Raw genomic sequence first — 14,110 nt, forward strand, 5'->3', positions numbered from 1 at the left:
TTGCCGGCGGATGTTGAATTTTTTCTGGCAGCCTTCGAACAGATGGCGAAGCTGGGCTATAACTAATCTGCTTTTCGCAAGTCATGAGGTAGAACATGAGCGACGATGATCTGGAAAACGACGACCTCGAAGTAGGTGACGAAGACGAGACCGAAGAAGGCCTTGAAGCGGCGGCGGAAGACGTTGCCGACGACGATGGGGCCGATGTTCCGGTTCCTACCGCCAAAGGCAAGGCCAAGGCGGCCGTTTCGGTCGACGAGTTGCCGAGCGTAGAGGCCAAGAACAAGGAGCGTGATGCGCTCGCCAAGGCCATGGAGGAATTCCTGGCCAGGGGCGGTAAGGTGCAGGAAGTGGAGGCCAACGTGGTCGCTGATCCGCCCAAGAAGCCTGACAACAAGTACGGCAGCCGCCCTATCTGAGTATCGGCTTCATTGCTTGCTGAAAAAGCCCGCCGTCGCTGCGGGCTTTTTCATGGGCGCGATTCCATTCCCAGGCCAGGCACAATCCCTGTGGGAGCGAGCTTGCTCGCGATAGCGGCGGGTCTGTTGGCATTGATGTTGGATGTGCTGCCGTCATCGCGAGCAAGCTCGCTCCCACAGAGGGCTTTGGCGGCTGTGAAGCAGGGTTCAGCGCTGGCGATGCCACCCTGCCAATAACCCTGGCAGTTCGGTCAGGCTACGAATCTCCGCATCCGGTGCATGGTCGGCCTCCCAGGCCTTGCCCGTCGGGTTGAACCACACCGCGCGCAGGCCGGCTTGCTGGGCGCCGGCGATGTCATCGCCGGGGTGATCGCCAATGTGCACGGCGGTCTGCGCCGTCGCGCCGCCGCGCAGCAAGGCCTCGTGGAATAGCCGCGCGTCCGGCTTGGCGATGCCGATGTCTTCAGCACACAAGGCGAACTTGAAATAGTCCGCCAGCCCCAGGCGGCGCACATCGGCGTTGCCATTGGTGACCACACCGAGGGCGAAATGATTGGCCAGGATCTCCAGGGTGGGCTGCACCTCGGGGAAAATCTCCAACTGATGACGGGCGTGCAAGAACGTCTCGAAGGCCTGGTCTGCCAGCTCAGAGGCTTGCCACTGGTCGTAGCCGGCTTCCTGCAGGGCGCGAAACAGCACCCGTCGGCGCAGGGCGCTGATGCGGTGCTTCAGCCCAGGCTCCTCGCGCAGCACTTGTTCGCGAATCGAAAAAAGATGCTCCACCGGCACGCCGCCCAGGTTCGGCGCGTTGTCGGTCAGCCATTGGCGGAGTATGGCTTCGGCGCTGGCGATCACCGGCGCGGTGTCCCACAGGGTGTCGTCCAGGTCGAAAGTGATGAGCTCGATGGTCATGATTCGTCGCCCTTGATGCGTTTGGCCCTGGGGTGGGCACTGTCATAGACCGTCGCCAGGTGCTGGAAATCCAGGTGGGTGTAGATCTGGGTGGTCTTGATGTCCGAGTGCCCCAATAGCTCTTGAACGGCGCGCAGGTCCTGGGAGGACTCCAGCAAATGGCTGGCGAAGGAGTGCCGGAGCATGTGCGGGTGCAGGTTCTGTCCCAGCTCCCGTTCGCCGGCAGCCTTGACCCGCAACTGAATGGCCCGCGGGCCAAGGCGCCGTCCCTGTTGGCTGACGAAGACCGCGTCGTCGGCGGGGTTGGTCAGCGCCCGCAGCGGCAGCCATTGCTCCAGGGCTTCACGGGCCTTGCGGCCGACGGGCAGCAGGCGGGTCTTGCTGCCTTTGCCGAGCACTTGGACCATGCCATCGGCCAGGTCCAGTTGATCCAGGTTAAGCCCTGTCAGCTCTGAAAGTCGCAGGCCGGAAGAATAGAACAGCTCGAGAATCGCCTGGTCGCGCCGTGCCAGGAAGTCATCCTCGACGGCACCTTCGAGCAGTTGCAGGGCGCGGTCGGTGTCGAGGGTCTTTGGCAGCCGGCGCTCGCCTTTGGGCGGTGCCAGCCCGGTGGCCGGGTCGTGGTCGCACAGGCCTTCGCGATTGAGGTAGTGATACAGGCCGCGTACCGCTGACAACAGGCGTGCCAGGCTGCGAGAGGACTGCCCCTGTTGATGCAGGCGGGCGATCAGGCTGCGCAAGCGCTGGATGTCCAGGGCCGCCCAGCTGCCGATGTTCTGCTTCTGGCACCAGCCCAGCACTTTTTCCAGGTCGCGGCGATAGGCCGACAACGTGTGGGGCGACACCTGGCGCTCACTGCGCAGGTGTTCGCAGTAGGCGTCCAGTTGCCGTTCCATCCTCAGCGTACCGAGCGCAGCGAACCGGCGACCCGCGGCAGCACCCGGCCGGTGACTTCGGCGATGTAGCTCAAAAACAGCGTGCCCACCGAGCTTTTGTAGTGCTGCGGATCGCGGCTGGCGATGGCCAGCACGCCGTGCACGCCCTGATGGGCGATGGCGACGACGGCAGTGGAGCCGATCTGCTTGCGTTGTTCTTCGCCGAACAGGAAGTCCAGCTCATGCTCGCGCAGGCTGCCGCTGACGCTTTTGTTTTCCGTCAGCAGGCCGCCGATGGCCGTCTGCGCTTCGGCATGGGTCACCCAGCGGCCCACCGGCATGGCGTTGTCGCCGAACAGGATCAGGCTGACAAAGGGCACTTGGAAATCCTGGCGCAGGCTGTCTTCGACGCTCATGACCAGGTCTTCGAGGGTGCTGGCGTCCATCAGGGCGAGGATCAGCCGACGGGTCTTGTCGAACAGTCGGTCGTTGTCCCGGGCTACATCCATCAGGTGCGAAAGACGATGGCGCATTTCGATGTTGCGCTCGCGCAGGATTTTCATCTGGTGCTCCACCAGCGACACGGTATCGCCGCGCCGGTGGGGGATGCGCATCGTCGCGAGCAGTTCTTCATGCGCGACGAAGAAGTCCGGGTTAGCCTCCAGATAAGCCGCTACGGCCGCGGTTTCTGGCAGACTGGGGGATTCGTCGGGCTGTGGGGCTGGAACCTGTGGCTGGTCGGTCATGGGTTTGGCTCACTCAAAGACGAACTTGTCCTTCGTATACGCGCACTGCCGGGCCGGTCATCATCACCGGTTGGCCAGGGCCTGCCCATTCGATGGACAGGCGCCCGCCGGGCAGGTCGATCAACAATGGCGAATCCATCCACCCCTGGCTGATCGCAGCGACGGCAGCGGCACAGGCGCCGGTACCGCAGGCCTGGGTTTCCCCGGCACCGCGCTCCCAGACGCGCAATTGTGCGCGGTGACGGTCGATGACTTGCAGGAAACCGACGTTCACTCGCGCGGGGAAGCGCGGATGATGCTCGATTTTCGGCCCCAGCTCATGCACCGGAGCACTGTTGATATCGGCCACTCGCAGCACGGCATGGGGGTTGCCCATGGAAACCGCTGCCAGTTCCACCGTGGCGCCGTCGACGTCCACCTGATAGCTCAAGGCCTGGGCCGGTGCCTGGAATGGAATGTCCGCCGGTACCAGGCGCGGAGCGCCCATGTTGACGCCGATCTGGCCGTCGCTGCGCACATCCAGTTCGATGATGCCGCTTTTGGTCTCGACGCGGATCTGCCGCTTGGCGGTCAGGCGCTTGTCCAGCACGAAGCGGGCGAAGCAGCGCGCGCCATTGCCGCATTGCTCCACTTCCGAACCGTCGGCGTTGAAGATCCGATAACGGAAATCCACGTCCGGGTTATTGGGTGCCTCGACGATCAACAACTGGTCGAAACCGATACCGGTGTGCCGGTCCCCCCATTGCTTGGCGTGCTTGGGCAGGATGTGCGCGTGCTGGCTGACCAGGTCGAGGACCATGAAGTCATTGCCCAGGCCGTGCATCTTGGTAAAACGCAGCAGCATGGTTTTACTCCGGCAGCAGGCTTTCGCCGGCAAACAACTCGGCTACCGTCTCGCGGCGACGCACTTCGAATGCCTGATCACCGTCCACCAGCACCTCGGCGCAACGGCCGCGGGTGTTGTAGTTGGAACTCATGACAAACCCATAGGCTCCAGCCGAATGCACGGCCAGCAGATCGCCTTCTTCCAGTGCCAGCTCCCGACCCTTGGCCAGGAAGTCGCCGGTTTCGCAGATCGGCCCGACGATGTCGTAGGGGCGGGCCGCAGTGTCGCGAGGGCGCACGGCAGTGACGTCCATCCAGGCCTGGTACAGCGCCGGGCGGATCAGGTCGTTCATCGCCGCGTCGACGATGGCGAAATCCTTGTGCTCAGTGTGCTTGAGGTACTCGACCTGGGTCAGCAGCACGCCGGCGTTGGCGACGATGTAGCGGCCCGGTTCGAACATCAGCGCCAGGTCACGCCCGTCGAGGCGCTCACGCACGGCCTTGATGTAGTCGGCCACCAGCGGCGGCTCTTCATCGCGATAGCGCACGCCGACACCGCCACCGAGGTCGATGTGGCGCAGGTAGATGCCGCAGTCGCCGAGGCGGTCGACCAGCGCCAGCAGGCGGTCGAGGGCATCGATGAACGGTTCGAGGGTGGTCAGTTGCGAGCCGATGTGGCAGTCGACGCCCAGCACTTCCAGGTTCGGCAGTTGGGCAGCGCGTACGTACACGTCTTCGGCGTCGGCAATGGCGATGCCGAACTTGTTTTCCTTCAGACCGGTGGAAATGTACGGGTGGGTGCCGGCGTCGACGTCCGGGTTCACGCGCAGGGAGACCGGTGCGCGAACGCCCAGCTCGGCGGCGACAACCTGCAGGCGCTCCAGCTCGTCGGTGGATTCGATGTTGAAGCAGTGCACGCCGACTTCCAGGGCGCGGCGCATGTCTTCACGGGTCTTGCCGACGCCGGAGAAGACGATCTTGTCGGCGCTGCCGCCAGCGGCCAGCACACGTTCGAGCTCGCCACCGGAGACGATGTCGAAACCGGCCCCCAGGCGCGCCAGGACATTGAGCACACCCAGGTTGGAGTTGGCTTTTACAGCGAAACACACCAGGTGCGGCATGCCCACGAGGGCATCGGCGAATGTCCGGTACTGGGCTTCAATGTGAGCGCGGGAATAGACATAGGTCGGCGTGCCGAAACGTTCGGCGATCGCGGACAGGGCAACCCCTTCCGCGAACAGCTCCCCGCCACGGTAGTTAAAAGCGTCCATGGCGTTCCCTTAGTAGGTGGTGTGGGTGTCGTGCGAGTGTGACTTGGATTGCGACGACTTGGCCTGTTCTTCAGGGGACTTGCTGTCATCAGGCAGGTACAGCGGACCTTTTTGACCACAGGCTGTCACGAGGCAGGCAACCGCGACGAGCGCAGCAAGGGAAGAGATCAGGCGCTTCATGGCGAAATCCTTGAAAATGCTTTAATTGCGCCGGAGTATACCGGCCACCCGTCAGCTTGCCTATGCAACGGGGTGCCCGTCTGGCGGCGCTGGTGATCGTCAGTGGGTATATCCTTTGCAATCGCCGGGAAGCGTCCGTATCTTGCGGCGCTTGAGCATGAGCAGACATTTTCGAGGTTGCCGCAATGAGTTTGACTGAAGCCCGTTTCCACGATCTGGTCGATGCGACCCAGCAAACGCTGGAGGATGTGTTCGATGACAGTGGCCTGGACATTGACCTGGAAGTCTCTGCCGGTGTACTCACCGTCAAGTTCGAAAACGGCAGTCAGTTGATTTTCAGTCGCCAGGAGCCGTTGCGGCAATTATGGCTGGCGGCGGTCTCCGGTGGCTTTCACTTCGACTACGACGAAGAAAGCGAGCGCTGGATGTGCGACAAGAGCGAAGAGCAGTTGGGCGAAATGCTCGAGCGCATCGTCAAGCAGCAGGCGGGCGTGGAACTCGATTTCGAAGGGCTGTAACCGCGTGAACCAGACAGCCCCGGCGCGGCCACCCAAGCCGCTCTACAGCAACGTCAGCCCCGCCGTCCCGTCGCCCTGCACCAGCGTGTGCAAGCTGGATGAACAGAAGGTCTGTCTCGGCTGTTTCCGCCATGTGGAGCACATCCGCGAATGGCGCTCGGCCGACGATGAGCGCCGCCGGGTCATCTGCGCCGAGGCGGCTAAGCGCCAATCCCTGAGGTAACCATTGGCCTTGGAAGCTTTTGTGGCGAGGGAGCTTGCTCCCGCTCGGCTGCGCAGCAGTCGCAGGATTTTGGGGTCGCTTCGCAACCCAGCGGGAGCAAGCTCCCTCGCCACAGGGATTTGTTTGGTCCGGGGACATGGTTCACTGTCCATAGATAGGGCAGGTCCCGCCTGACTTGTTTATTTATTGAGCTGTGATAGTGTCCAGTTACGCCTCAATCCATCGAGGCCCGTGAAAACCCCGCCTTTTTGTGGCGGGGTTTTGCTTTTTTTGTGCAGAAGAAAGGAGTCTGCCAGGATCATGACCGCACCTTCCATCACCCTTACCCGTCTGGACGTACAGCGTCTGGAACGCCTGATCGACAGCCTTGATGAAACGCTGCCGGGTGTGATTGCGCTGCAAACCGAACTGGATCGCGCCGAGAACGTGGTGGGCCACGAAGAAGTGCCTGCCGATGTCGTGACCATGAACTCGCGCGTGCATTGTCGCGAAGAAAGCAGCGGCAAGGACTATCACCTCACGCTGGTTTATCCGCAGGACGCGAACGCCGACGAAGGCCGGATCTCGATCCTGGCGCCGGTGGGCAGTGCGTTGCTGGGCCTGAAGGTCGGCCAGCACATCGACTGGCCCGCCCCGGGTGGCAAGACGCTAAAGCTGACGTTGCTGGAGGTCGAGTCGCAGCCGGTCAACGGCGGCGACTGTGCGTTCTGAACCCGTCTCAGACCTGGTTCAGTGCCTCGTTCAGGGCGCGTTCCAGGTCGGCCTTGTAGCGCAGGTACAAATTGCTTGAACAGGCGCCGTCGCCCACCAGGCCCGAGAGGTCCAGGTCGGTGATGTAGCAGCGATAGCGCTGGGCTTCGCGGCGCTGTTCGACGATCTCCCTGGCGACCACGCGGAACAGTTGGTCGCCATGTTCCAGTTCGGAAAACTCCTGCTGATCGCAGTACAGGGTGACGTGCACCTGCCCGTGCGCCGCTTTGCCGATGATCGCCTGCACGTCATAGAACGGCTTGTTGACCAGCGTCTGCGGGGCTTGCCGCGCTTCGATCCGTCGCGCCCGGCCACTGCCTGAGGGCAATAACTGGTAGTACAGGGTTTCCAGGGTCAGCGGCTGGGCGGCATCCAGCGGCAGCAGGGCATCGCGACGATAAAGCACCGACTGCAAAAAGCGTTGCAGCGGCACCAGCAGGCTTTGTTCGTCGTGGTAAGGCACGTGTTGTTGCCACAGTGCGTTGAACTCGTCGAGCACGTACAGATCGGCCTCGTCTTCGTCGACGCGGTAGAACACCTGGATGCACTCGGGCTGGCCCATGGGCAGGATCAGCGCCAGGTCATGGTCGTCCAGGGCCATCGGGTCCAGGTGCAAGGGGCTGTAGGCTGTCAGTTCCTCGCCCAGGTAATCCATCAGCGCCGACAGGCTGCCCAGCGCCACGTGATTGACCTGGCCGGGCACCAGCTCCAACACGTGATAGTGCTGTTGGACCTGAAGCAGATAGCGGTGATTGAGCCGGCTCAGCAGCAGGGTCTGCGCCGTGTCGATGACTTCTTCCACGCGCCGCGCAATGAATTGGGCGCGGTTGTGGCAGAAGCAGCGCACCTGCAAGCGTGGCTGGTGCTGGGTGACGGGCAGGTCGTTGAGGTAATCGCGCAGGCAGTCGAGCAGGGCGTGTTCGCCGTCAAAACGGTTGACCAGCACCTCGTTCCAGCTGTTGAGCGTGACCTGGTCGAGGGTCAGCACCAGGTTCTCCCGGACCCCGGCATAGCTCAGGGAGTCGGTGCGCTCGGTGGTCATCAGGATATTCAGGTCGCGGTGGTGCTTGAGCGGGTCGACGCCGACGTTCACCAGGATCAACACTTCGCTGGGCACGCTGGCGCGCAGCAACTGTGCTTCATCCACGGTGGTCAAGGGCAGGGCGATGGACTGTTGCAGGCTGCCCAGCAGGTTGAACAGTTCGAACTCGCTCAGGTCGCTGTCGCCTGGGTGCAGCGCCAGGCGCGTGCTGCTGTCGATTACGCCGTTGCGATGGCACCAGGTCAGCAGTTCCAGTAGCTCGCGGCAGCGCTTGATCGGCGCGAAATTCTCCCACTCCAGGGCGTTGAGGCTGCCGTTGTACAGCGCCCACTGGTTCTGCCCCGGTTCTTTCTTGTTGGGTGACTGGACCAGCGTCAGGGTGTCTTCGGCCAGGTCCGGCGCAATGCCGGGGTTGATGAACTCGACCTTGTCGGCCTTGCGTTCGAAGGCGGCATACAGCCGCCGGCCAAGCACGTTGAGATCGCGCTTGTTGATCAGGCTGACGGTTTTCTCGGTGCGGGCGAACTGGGTCAGGAAGCGGTAGCTGTGGGTGAGTTCGTTGACCAGGGCCCGTCGCTCGTGGCTGACCTGGCGGACTTTCCATTGGCTGCGGGCGTCCAGCAGCGCCAGTTGACGCTGGTCCCAGCCCCATTCCCGAGCCAGTCGTTCGAGCAGCACCCGTTGCCAGCCGTTGCTACGCATCTGGCCGGTGAGCTTGCGATTGACCTTCAGGTACAGCGCGCGGCGGATCAACTCCAGGCGTTCGGATTCGCCGCGGGCATTGAGGTATTCCTCGATGCGGCGATAGACCAGCATGTACGGATCCAGCTCTTCGAGGTCCAGGCGATTGGCAAATACGGCCTGTTTGAAGCGCAGGCTCAGGCAGCGAACATTCGGGTGTTCACTGGCATAGACCTCGGTCAGCAGCAGCTTGAGCACGGATTTGTAGGGCGATTCGATACCCTTGAACAGCTGCCAGAGCCCGGCACCGACGAATTCGCCTGGCGGAATGTAGGCCAGGTGTCCCAGGTCCAGGGTTTCATCGGCGCGAATGAAACGCTTGGACATCAGCGTATGGGTGTATTGCTCATAGTTCTCTTCTTCATAGACCGGTACCAGCCACCAGATCGGCGTGCGCCCGGCCAGCCAGATCGCGGTGCGGTAGAACTCGTCCAGCAGCAGGTAATGCTGGGTGGTGCCGCAATCGTCGGAACTGAGCTGGTTGTCACGGTCACCCCTTACGAAACGCGCTGGGTCGATCAGGAAAAAGTGGGCTTCGGCGCCCTGGGTCGCCGCCCAGATCTCCAGCAACTGGCATTTCTTGCGCAGTTCGGCCAGTTCATCGTCGCTCAGGTCCGGCCCGTGGCACACCCACACGTCCATGTCGCTCTGGTCGGCCTGGGCCAGGGTGCCGAGGCTGCCCATCAGGAACAGGCCAAGGATCGGCCGTGGCGGGTTGCTGCCATGCCGGGGCTTGTAGGAAAACGAACGGGTCAGCCGCTGGGCTTCGGCAAGGATATTGGCGTCAGGCTCGTAGTTCGACAGCCCGGCAGGCGTGCTGCCGGAAACGTAGCCGGGCAGCAGCGGATGGTTGACGTGGAAGAACAGCGGCAGCAACGTCAGCACGCCTTGCTGGCGCGGCGACAGTCCTTCGAGGGCGCGCTCCATCCGCACGGTGTTGAGCTTGAGAAAACGTGCGCGCAACTGGTTCAAGACCTTGCGGTCGATTCCCTCGTCCAGATCAGGGCGTATTTCGTGATTGCGGGTCATGTCAGCTCAAACCGGCTCGCGGCGTCGAACGTGGGGTGATGGCAGGTTAGCGCCCGATCTTGGGAATACTTAAGCTGAAAACAGAATTCGGATGCCGGTTTTTTACGCAGGGCACCCGTGCGCCTGCGGAAATCCCGTAAGGGAGATTTCCGTGGGCGACAGGGGGATCAGGCGGCTTCTTGCACGCTGAGTATTGTCAGGACGGTTTGTACGTTTTGGGCGGCATCTCGGCCCAGGCTTGTCAGGTAACCACCATCGGGCTGGGTGATCAGTTCTTTTTCGAACAGGCGTTGGGCAGCGGCAATCGCTTTAGGGGCAGCGGTCTGATGAATTTTCAGGCCTTCCTGGGAACTGTCCAGGTTGAAGAGTGCAAGGATTTCCAGTTCGGCAACCAGCTCAGGGGTAAGCGACATAAGGACTCCAGACTTTCTAGGAATTTGGTCGACAGCGTCACTAAGGTGAGCGCACTCGGCCGAGCTGTCCAGTCTCAGTGTCATGGTTTTTTTGTTTAAAGCAATTCTTTGTGGCGAGGGAGCTTGCTCCCGCTCGGCTGCGCAGCAGTCGTCAAGCTATTGGGGCCGCTTCGCGCCCCAGTGGGAGCAAGCTCCCTCGCCACAGAAGCAACTTTTGCCTGTCGGTTCAGTTCTTTTCCGGCGGCAACTCGGGGAGGGCGCGCAGCGCCGCTTCGTACCATTGGGTATCGAACGCGCGGTCCTCTTCCAGGATCGCGTCGATTTCCACCGCCAGCACATGGGCCATCAGGTTGAGGATTTCTTCGCGCTCATAACCGACCAGGGTCAACTTGTTGAAAGTGGCCTTGGCCGCAGGCGGATTGTCACTTTCGATCTGGTTTTCGATGGCCTGGATCAGCGTGTTCTCGACGAATTCTTCTTCGTCGTTGTCGATGTCGGTTGGCTCGCTCATGGCAGGCTCCTGGGAGAAAGGTCGCCAGTTTACCTGCATTCAGCGGCGTGATGCGCCTGGCAAGAAATGCCCTGGCGGTCTATAACGCTTGGCTGCCAACCCCGCACGGCCTGGAGGCTTTGTGATGCTCAAGCTTTACGGTTTTTCTGTCAGTAACTACTACAACATGGTCAAGCTGGCGCTGCTGGAGAAGGGCCTGCCTTTCGAGGAAGTGCCGTTTTACCCAAGCCAGACCCCTGAAGCGCTCGCTGTCAGCCCACGCGGCAAGGTCCCGGTGTTGAAGACCGAACAAGGGTTTATCAACGAGACCAGCGTGATCCTTGAGTACATCGAGCAAACCCAGCCCGGGAAAGCCCTGCTGCCCGGTGACCCGTTCGAGCGTGCCCAGGTGCTGGCCTTGTGCAGGGAAATCGAGTTGTACATCGAGTTGCCGGGGCGAGCCTGTTATGGCGAGGCATTTTTCGGCACGCCGGTGCCCGATGCCATCAAGCAAAAGACCAAGGCCGAATTGCTGCTGGGGTTTGCCTCGCTTGGCAGGCACGGCAAATTCTCGCCCTATGTGGCGGGCGAGCGCATGAGCCTGGCCGATCTGTATTTCTTCTACAGCTTATCCCTGGCCTTGCAGGTGGGCAGGAAGCTGTTCGATATCGACTTGCTGGCAGGCATGCCAGCGGCCAAGGCGCTGATGGAGCGCTTGGAACAGAATCCAAATGTGCAGCGGATTGCGGCGGACAGAGAGGCGGCGATGCCGGCGTTTTTGGCGATGATCGCTGCCAAGAAGTAAATTTTTGTGGTGATCTCTGGATCGCCTTCGCGAACAAGCCCGCTCCCACAGTAGATCTCCAGCGAACACAATTCTTGTGAACACACAGGGATCCAATGTGGGAGCGGGCTTGCTCGCGAAGCTTTTCAGCTTTTAGCGGCTGGCGAGCAACGCCTGGCCACGTACCACAGCTGCCTTGACCTGCGCCGGCGCGGTGCCGCCGATGTGGTCACGGGCATTGACCGAGCCTTCGAGGGTCAGCACGGCAAACACGTCCTGTTCGATCTGGTCGCTGAACTGGCGCAGTTCGTCCAGGCTCATCTCGGCCAGGTCCTTGCCGCTGTCCACGCCGTACTTCACGGCGTGACCGACGATTTCGTGGCAGTCACGGAACGGCAGGCCACGGCGCACCAGGTAATCGGCCAGGTCCGTGGCGGTGGAGAAGCCGCGCAGGGCCGCTTCGCGCATCACCGCGTGCTTGGGCTTGATGGCCGGGATCATGTCGGCGAAGGCCCGCAGCGAGTCGCGCAAGGTATCGGCGGCGTCGAACAGCGGTTCCTTGTCTTCCTGGTTGTCCTTGTTGTAGGCCAGCGGCTGGCCTTTCATCAGGGTCAGCAGGCCCATCAATGCGCCGAACACCCGGCCGCTCTTGCCCCGTACCAGCTCCGGCACGTCAGGGTTTTTCTTTTGCGGCATGATCGAGCTGCCGGTGCAGAAGCGGTCCGGCAGGTCAATGAACTGGAATTGCGCACTGGTCCACAGCACCAGCTCTTCGGAGAAGCGCGACAGGTGCATCATCGCGATGCTTGCGGCGGCGCAGAATTCGATGGCGAAATCGCGGTCCGAGACGTTATCCAGCGAGTTGCCGCCCACGGCGTCAAAGCCCAGCAACTGCGCGGTGTATTCACGGTCGATCGGGTACGTGGTGCCGGCCAGCGCGGCGCTGCCCAGGGGCATGCGGTTGGTGCGCTTGCGGCAGTCCACCAGGCGCTCGTAGTCGCGGCTGAGCATTTCGAACCAGGCCAGCATGTGATGCCCAAACGTTACAGGTTGGGCGGTTTGCAGGTGCGTGAAGCCCGGCATGATGCTCTCGGCTTCGCGCCCGGCTTGCTCCAGCAGGCCTTTTTGCAGGCGAGTGATTTCGGCCAGGATCAGGTCGATCTCATCGCGCAGCCACAGGCGGATGTCGGTGGCGACCTGGTCGTTGCGGCTGCGGCCGGTGTGCAGTTTCTTGCCCGTCACGCCGATGCGGTCGGTCAGGCGCGCTTCGATGTTCATGTGTACGTCTTCAAGGTCGACGCGCCAGTCGAACTGGCCGGCCTCGATTTCAGCCTGGATGGTCTTCAGGCCGTCGATGATGCTGTCGCGCTCGGCATCGGTCAGCACGCCGACCTTGGCCAGCATGGTGGCGTGGGCGATCGAGCCCATGATGTCGTGGCGATACAGGCGCTGGTCAAAGTTGACGGAGGCGGTGAAGCGGGCGACGAAGGCGTCGACGGGTTCACTGAAGCGGCCGCCCCAGGACTGATTGGTCTTGTCAGTGCTCATGAATTCGCTCGTGATCGGCTGTGGAGAAAGTAGCGGTTAAAGGCTGCGGCGGATGATAGCAGGGTTGCCGGGACTGGCGCTGGCACTGGTCGGCAGGTTTTTTCGATGCAAGCCTGGGATCCAACCGGGTTTTCCCGCAACGATATTTTTCGATTGAGCAATATCGTCGTGGCAACCGTCTACAGTGGACTGTAGGACTTTTGCTTTTTCCACCCATGGCGCAGCGGATATAGATAAGAAGGGGGGGCTCATATTGGTCAGATCGACAGTTAACAATCCCTACGGCGACGCCGTGCGACAACGGGCCTCGGGCATCGGTCGGCAAGCGCTGGTAAAGATAGGCAACCGCCTCGCGGCACTTTTTGGCCCTCGAACGAGTCTTAGCGTGGATCGCCGTGACGGATGTCACTTCCCCTGTCTACGCTATCCTTGTGCGAGACTCACGCAGGAATCCAGCGCAATATGAATGTCCTGATCGTTGATGACGAACCACTGGCCCGCGAGCGCCTGAGCCGAATGGTTGGCGAGCTCGAGGGTTACAGTGTCCTGGAGCCGAGCGCCACCAATGGCGAAGAGGCATTGGCCCTTATTGACAGCCACAAGCCGGATATCGTGCTGCTCGACATTCGCATGCCTGGCCTGGACGGTCTACAGGTCGCGGCGAAGCTGTGCGAACGAGAGTCGCCGCCCGCCGTGGTGTTCTGTACCACCCGGGACGACTTCCCTCCCGAGGTGTTGCAGGCCGGCGCCGTAGGCTACCTGGTCAAGCCCGTGGCGGCCGAGGCGTTGCTCGAAGCCTTGCGCAAGGCCGAGCGGCCCAACCGCGTGCAGCTGGCAGCGCTGACCCGTCCGGCCGCCGAAAGCGGCAGCGGCCCGCGCAGCCATATCAGTGCGCGCACCCGCAAAGGCATCGAGCTGATCCCGTTGAACCAGGTGGTCTATTTCATTGCCGACCACAAATACGTGACCTTGCGCCATGAGAGTGGCGAGGTGTTGTTGGATGAGCCTCTCAAGGCCCTCGAAGACGAGTTCGGCGAACGTTTCGTACGCATCCACCGCAACGCCCTCGTGGCTCGCGAGCGGATCGAGCGTTTGCAACGCACCCCCCTTGGGCATTTCCAACTGTTCCTCAAGGGCCTCAATGGCGACGCGCTGATTGTCAGCCGGCGACACGTGGCCGGCGTGCGCAAGATGATGCAGCAGCTTTAATGTGGCGGTCCAAGGCGTTCGATGCGTTTCAATTCGAGGATTTGGCGGCCAGGGAGGCCTTAGGGTCGTGATTCAAATCAAAGCGGTTTTGGCTGAGCTGTTATTATCTGCCGTATCTTTTAAGTACGGATTGAT

The 14,110-nt window shown here is 61.8% G+C and carries 16 protein-coding genes and 1 pseudogene; 7 read left to right on the plus strand and 10 right to left on the minus strand.

Annotated elements, in window-relative coordinates; translation table 11 throughout:
- The first annotated feature begins 95 nt into the window (after positions 1-95).
- A complete protein-coding gene (gene sutA / locus BLU76_RS01700) occupies positions 96-419 on the plus strand; it encodes a transcriptional regulator SutA (RefSeq protein WP_003206813.1) in 324 nt (107 codons plus the stop codon).
- A gap of 207 nt (positions 420-626) precedes the next feature.
- Here the strand turns inward: sutA and BLU76_RS01705 are convergent, their stop codons facing one another.
- From BLU76_RS01705 to BLU76_RS01730, 6 genes are read right to left on the minus strand one after another with little or no spacing between them, the layout of a single operon-like run.
- Positions 627-1,331, minus strand: a complete 705-nt coding sequence (locus tag BLU76_RS01705; protein ID WP_063323831.1) for an HAD family hydrolase — start codon at positions 1,329-1,331, stop codon at positions 627-629.
- Entirely contained in the window at positions 1,328-2,227 is a 900-nt protein-coding gene (xerC, locus tag BLU76_RS01710; protein ID WP_003206809.1) for a tyrosine recombinase XerC, read from the minus strand. Before xerC ends, BLU76_RS01705 begins: the two co-directional genes overlap by 4 nt.
- 2 nt (positions 2,228-2,229) lie before the next feature.
- The gene (locus BLU76_RS01715; protein WP_063323833.1) at positions 2,230-2,952 is read right to left on the minus strand and encodes a DUF484 family protein; all 723 of its coding nucleotides are present in this window, start codon (positions 2,950-2,952) and stop codon (positions 2,230-2,232) included.
- A 13-nt stretch (positions 2,953-2,965) separates the two neighbouring features.
- Positions 2,966-3,796, minus strand: coding sequence for a diaminopimelate epimerase (dapF, locus tag BLU76_RS01720; protein ID WP_003206804.1), 831 nt, complete (start codon positions 3,794-3,796; stop codon positions 2,966-2,968).
- Between the two features lie 4 nt (positions 3,797-3,800).
- Positions 3,801-5,048 (minus strand): diaminopimelate decarboxylase, encoded by a 1,248-nt coding sequence (gene lysA / locus BLU76_RS01725; protein WP_063323835.1) that lies wholly within the window; start codon positions 5,046-5,048, stop codon positions 3,801-3,803.
- A 9-nt stretch (positions 5,049-5,057) separates the two neighbouring features.
- Complete coding sequence (locus BLU76_RS01730; RefSeq protein ID WP_041024539.1) at positions 5,058-5,228, minus strand: LPS translocon maturation chaperone LptM; 171 nt, start codon at positions 5,226-5,228, stop codon at positions 5,058-5,060.
- 185 nt (positions 5,229-5,413) lie between these two features.
- Here BLU76_RS01730 and cyaY point away from each other — a divergent pair, with 185 nt between their 5' ends.
- The 3 genes from cyaY (at position 5,414) to rnk (ending at position 6,680) form a co-directional block, all read left to right on the plus strand.
- Positions 5,414-5,746, plus strand: a complete 333-nt coding sequence (cyaY, locus tag BLU76_RS01735) for an iron donor protein CyaY (RefSeq protein WP_003206795.1) — start codon at positions 5,414-5,416, stop codon at positions 5,744-5,746.
- A 4-nt stretch (positions 5,747-5,750) separates the two neighbouring features.
- A complete protein-coding gene (locus tag BLU76_RS01740) occupies positions 5,751-5,969 on the plus strand; it encodes a DUF1289 domain-containing protein (protein ID WP_092148241.1) in 219 nt (72 codons plus the stop codon).
- 300 nt (positions 5,970-6,269) lie between these two features.
- Positions 6,270-6,680 (plus strand): nucleoside diphosphate kinase regulator, encoded by a 411-nt coding sequence (gene rnk / locus BLU76_RS01745; protein ID WP_014340819.1) that lies wholly within the window; start codon positions 6,270-6,272, stop codon positions 6,678-6,680.
- Positions 6,681-6,687: 7 nt separating this feature from the next.
- Here rnk and BLU76_RS01750 read toward each other — a convergent pair whose 3' ends face one another.
- The 3 genes from BLU76_RS01750 to BLU76_RS01760 form a co-directional block, all read right to left on the minus strand.
- The gene (locus BLU76_RS01750; protein ID WP_092221281.1) at positions 6,688-9,531 is read right to left on the minus strand and encodes a class I adenylate cyclase; all 2,844 of its coding nucleotides are present in this window, start codon (positions 9,529-9,531) and stop codon (positions 6,688-6,690) included.
- A 167-nt stretch (positions 9,532-9,698) separates the two neighbouring features.
- On the minus strand, positions 9,699-9,944 hold the full coding sequence (locus BLU76_RS01755; RefSeq protein ID WP_003206789.1) for a TIGR02647 family protein: 246 nt from the start codon (positions 9,942-9,944) through the stop codon (positions 9,699-9,701).
- Positions 9,945-10,170: 226 nt separating this feature from the next.
- Positions 10,171-10,455, minus strand: a complete 285-nt coding sequence (locus tag BLU76_RS01760) for a hypothetical protein (RefSeq protein ID WP_092148235.1) — start codon at positions 10,453-10,455, stop codon at positions 10,171-10,173.
- 124 nt (positions 10,456-10,579) lie between these two features.
- Between BLU76_RS01760 and BLU76_RS01765 the strand changes: the two genes are divergently transcribed.
- Positions 10,580-11,239 carry a glutathione S-transferase family protein gene (locus BLU76_RS01765; RefSeq protein ID WP_092148232.1) on the plus strand — a complete coding sequence of 220 codons (660 nt, stop codon included), beginning with the start codon at positions 10,580-10,582 and terminating at the stop codon, positions 11,237-11,239.
- Between the two features lie 132 nt (positions 11,240-11,371).
- On the opposite strand, the gene argH is transcribed toward BLU76_RS01765, so the two are convergent.
- The gene (argH, locus tag BLU76_RS01770; RefSeq protein ID WP_063323839.1) at positions 11,372-12,766 is read right to left on the minus strand and encodes an argininosuccinate lyase; all 1,395 of its coding nucleotides are present in this window, start codon (positions 12,764-12,766) and stop codon (positions 11,372-11,374) included.
- Between the two features lie 316 nt (positions 12,767-13,082).
- Between argH and BLU76_RS32120 the strand changes: the two are divergent.
- Together BLU76_RS32120 and BLU76_RS01780 are read left to right on the plus strand one after the other, a co-directional pair.
- Positions 13,083-13,232, plus strand: a pseudogene (locus BLU76_RS32120) (sensor histidine kinase); the annotation flags it as partial.
- Complete coding sequence (locus BLU76_RS01780) at positions 13,229-13,975, plus strand: LytR/AlgR family response regulator transcription factor (protein WP_003206780.1); 747 nt, start codon at positions 13,229-13,231, stop codon at positions 13,973-13,975. The pseudogene BLU76_RS32120 and the gene BLU76_RS01780, both read left to right, overlap by 4 nt.
- Positions 13,976-14,110: the final 135 nt, after the last annotated feature.

This window comes from Pseudomonas sp. NFACC08-1 (genome assembly GCF_900106735.1).
Lineage (GTDB): Bacteria > Pseudomonadota > Gammaproteobacteria > Pseudomonadales > Pseudomonadaceae > Aquipseudomonas > Aquipseudomonas fluorescens_Q.

What these genes read in the sequence shown, in the direction of transcription:
- BLU76_RS01755 (WP_003206789.1), bottom strand. Translation starts at nt 9,944, where the DNA reads ATGTCGCTTACCCCTGAGCTGGTTGCCGAACTGGAAATCCTTGCACTC.
- BLU76_RS01765 (WP_092148232.1), top strand. Translation starts at nt 10,580, where the DNA reads ATGCTCAAGCTTTACGGTTTTTCTGTCAGTAACTACTACAACATGGTC.
- BLU76_RS01750 (WP_092221281.1), bottom strand. Translation starts at nt 9,531, where the DNA reads ATGACCCGCAATCACGAAATACGCCCTGATCTGGACGAGGGAATCGAC.
- BLU76_RS01760 (WP_092148235.1), bottom strand. Translation starts at nt 10,455, where the DNA reads ATGAGCGAGCCAACCGACATCGACAACGACGAAGAAGAATTCGTCGAG.
- rnk (WP_014340819.1), top strand. Translation starts at nt 6,270, where the DNA reads ATGACCGCACCTTCCATCACCCTTACCCGTCTGGACGTACAGCGTCTG.
- cyaY (WP_003206795.1), top strand. Translation starts at nt 5,414, where the DNA reads ATGAGTTTGACTGAAGCCCGTTTCCACGATCTGGTCGATGCGACCCAG.
- BLU76_RS01715 (WP_063323833.1), bottom strand. Translation starts at nt 2,952, where the DNA reads ATGACCGACCAGCCACAGGTTCCAGCCCCACAGCCCGACGAATCCCCC.
- BLU76_RS01730 (WP_041024539.1), bottom strand. Translation starts at nt 5,228, where the DNA reads ATGAAGCGCCTGATCTCTTCCCTTGCTGCGCTCGTCGCGGTTGCCTGC.
- BLU76_RS01705 (WP_063323831.1), bottom strand. Translation starts at nt 1,331, where the DNA reads ATGACCATCGAGCTCATCACTTTCGACCTGGACGACACCCTGTGGGAC.
- lysA (WP_063323835.1), bottom strand. Translation starts at nt 5,048, where the DNA reads ATGGACGCTTTTAACTACCGTGGCGGGGAGCTGTTCGCGGAAGGGGTT.
- sutA (WP_003206813.1), top strand. Translation starts at nt 96, where the DNA reads ATGAGCGACGATGATCTGGAAAACGACGACCTCGAAGTAGGTGACGAA.
- argH (WP_063323839.1), bottom strand. Translation starts at nt 12,766, where the DNA reads ATGAGCACTGACAAGACCAATCAGTCCTGGGGCGGCCGCTTCAGTGAA.
- dapF (WP_003206804.1), bottom strand. Translation starts at nt 3,796, where the DNA reads ATGCTGCTGCGTTTTACCAAGATGCACGGCCTGGGCAATGACTTCATG.
- BLU76_RS01780 (WP_003206780.1), top strand. Translation starts at nt 13,229, where the DNA reads ATGAATGTCCTGATCGTTGATGACGAACCACTGGCCCGCGAGCGCCTG.
- xerC (WP_003206809.1), bottom strand. Translation starts at nt 2,227, where the DNA reads ATGGAACGGCAACTGGACGCCTACTGCGAACACCTGCGCAGTGAGCGC.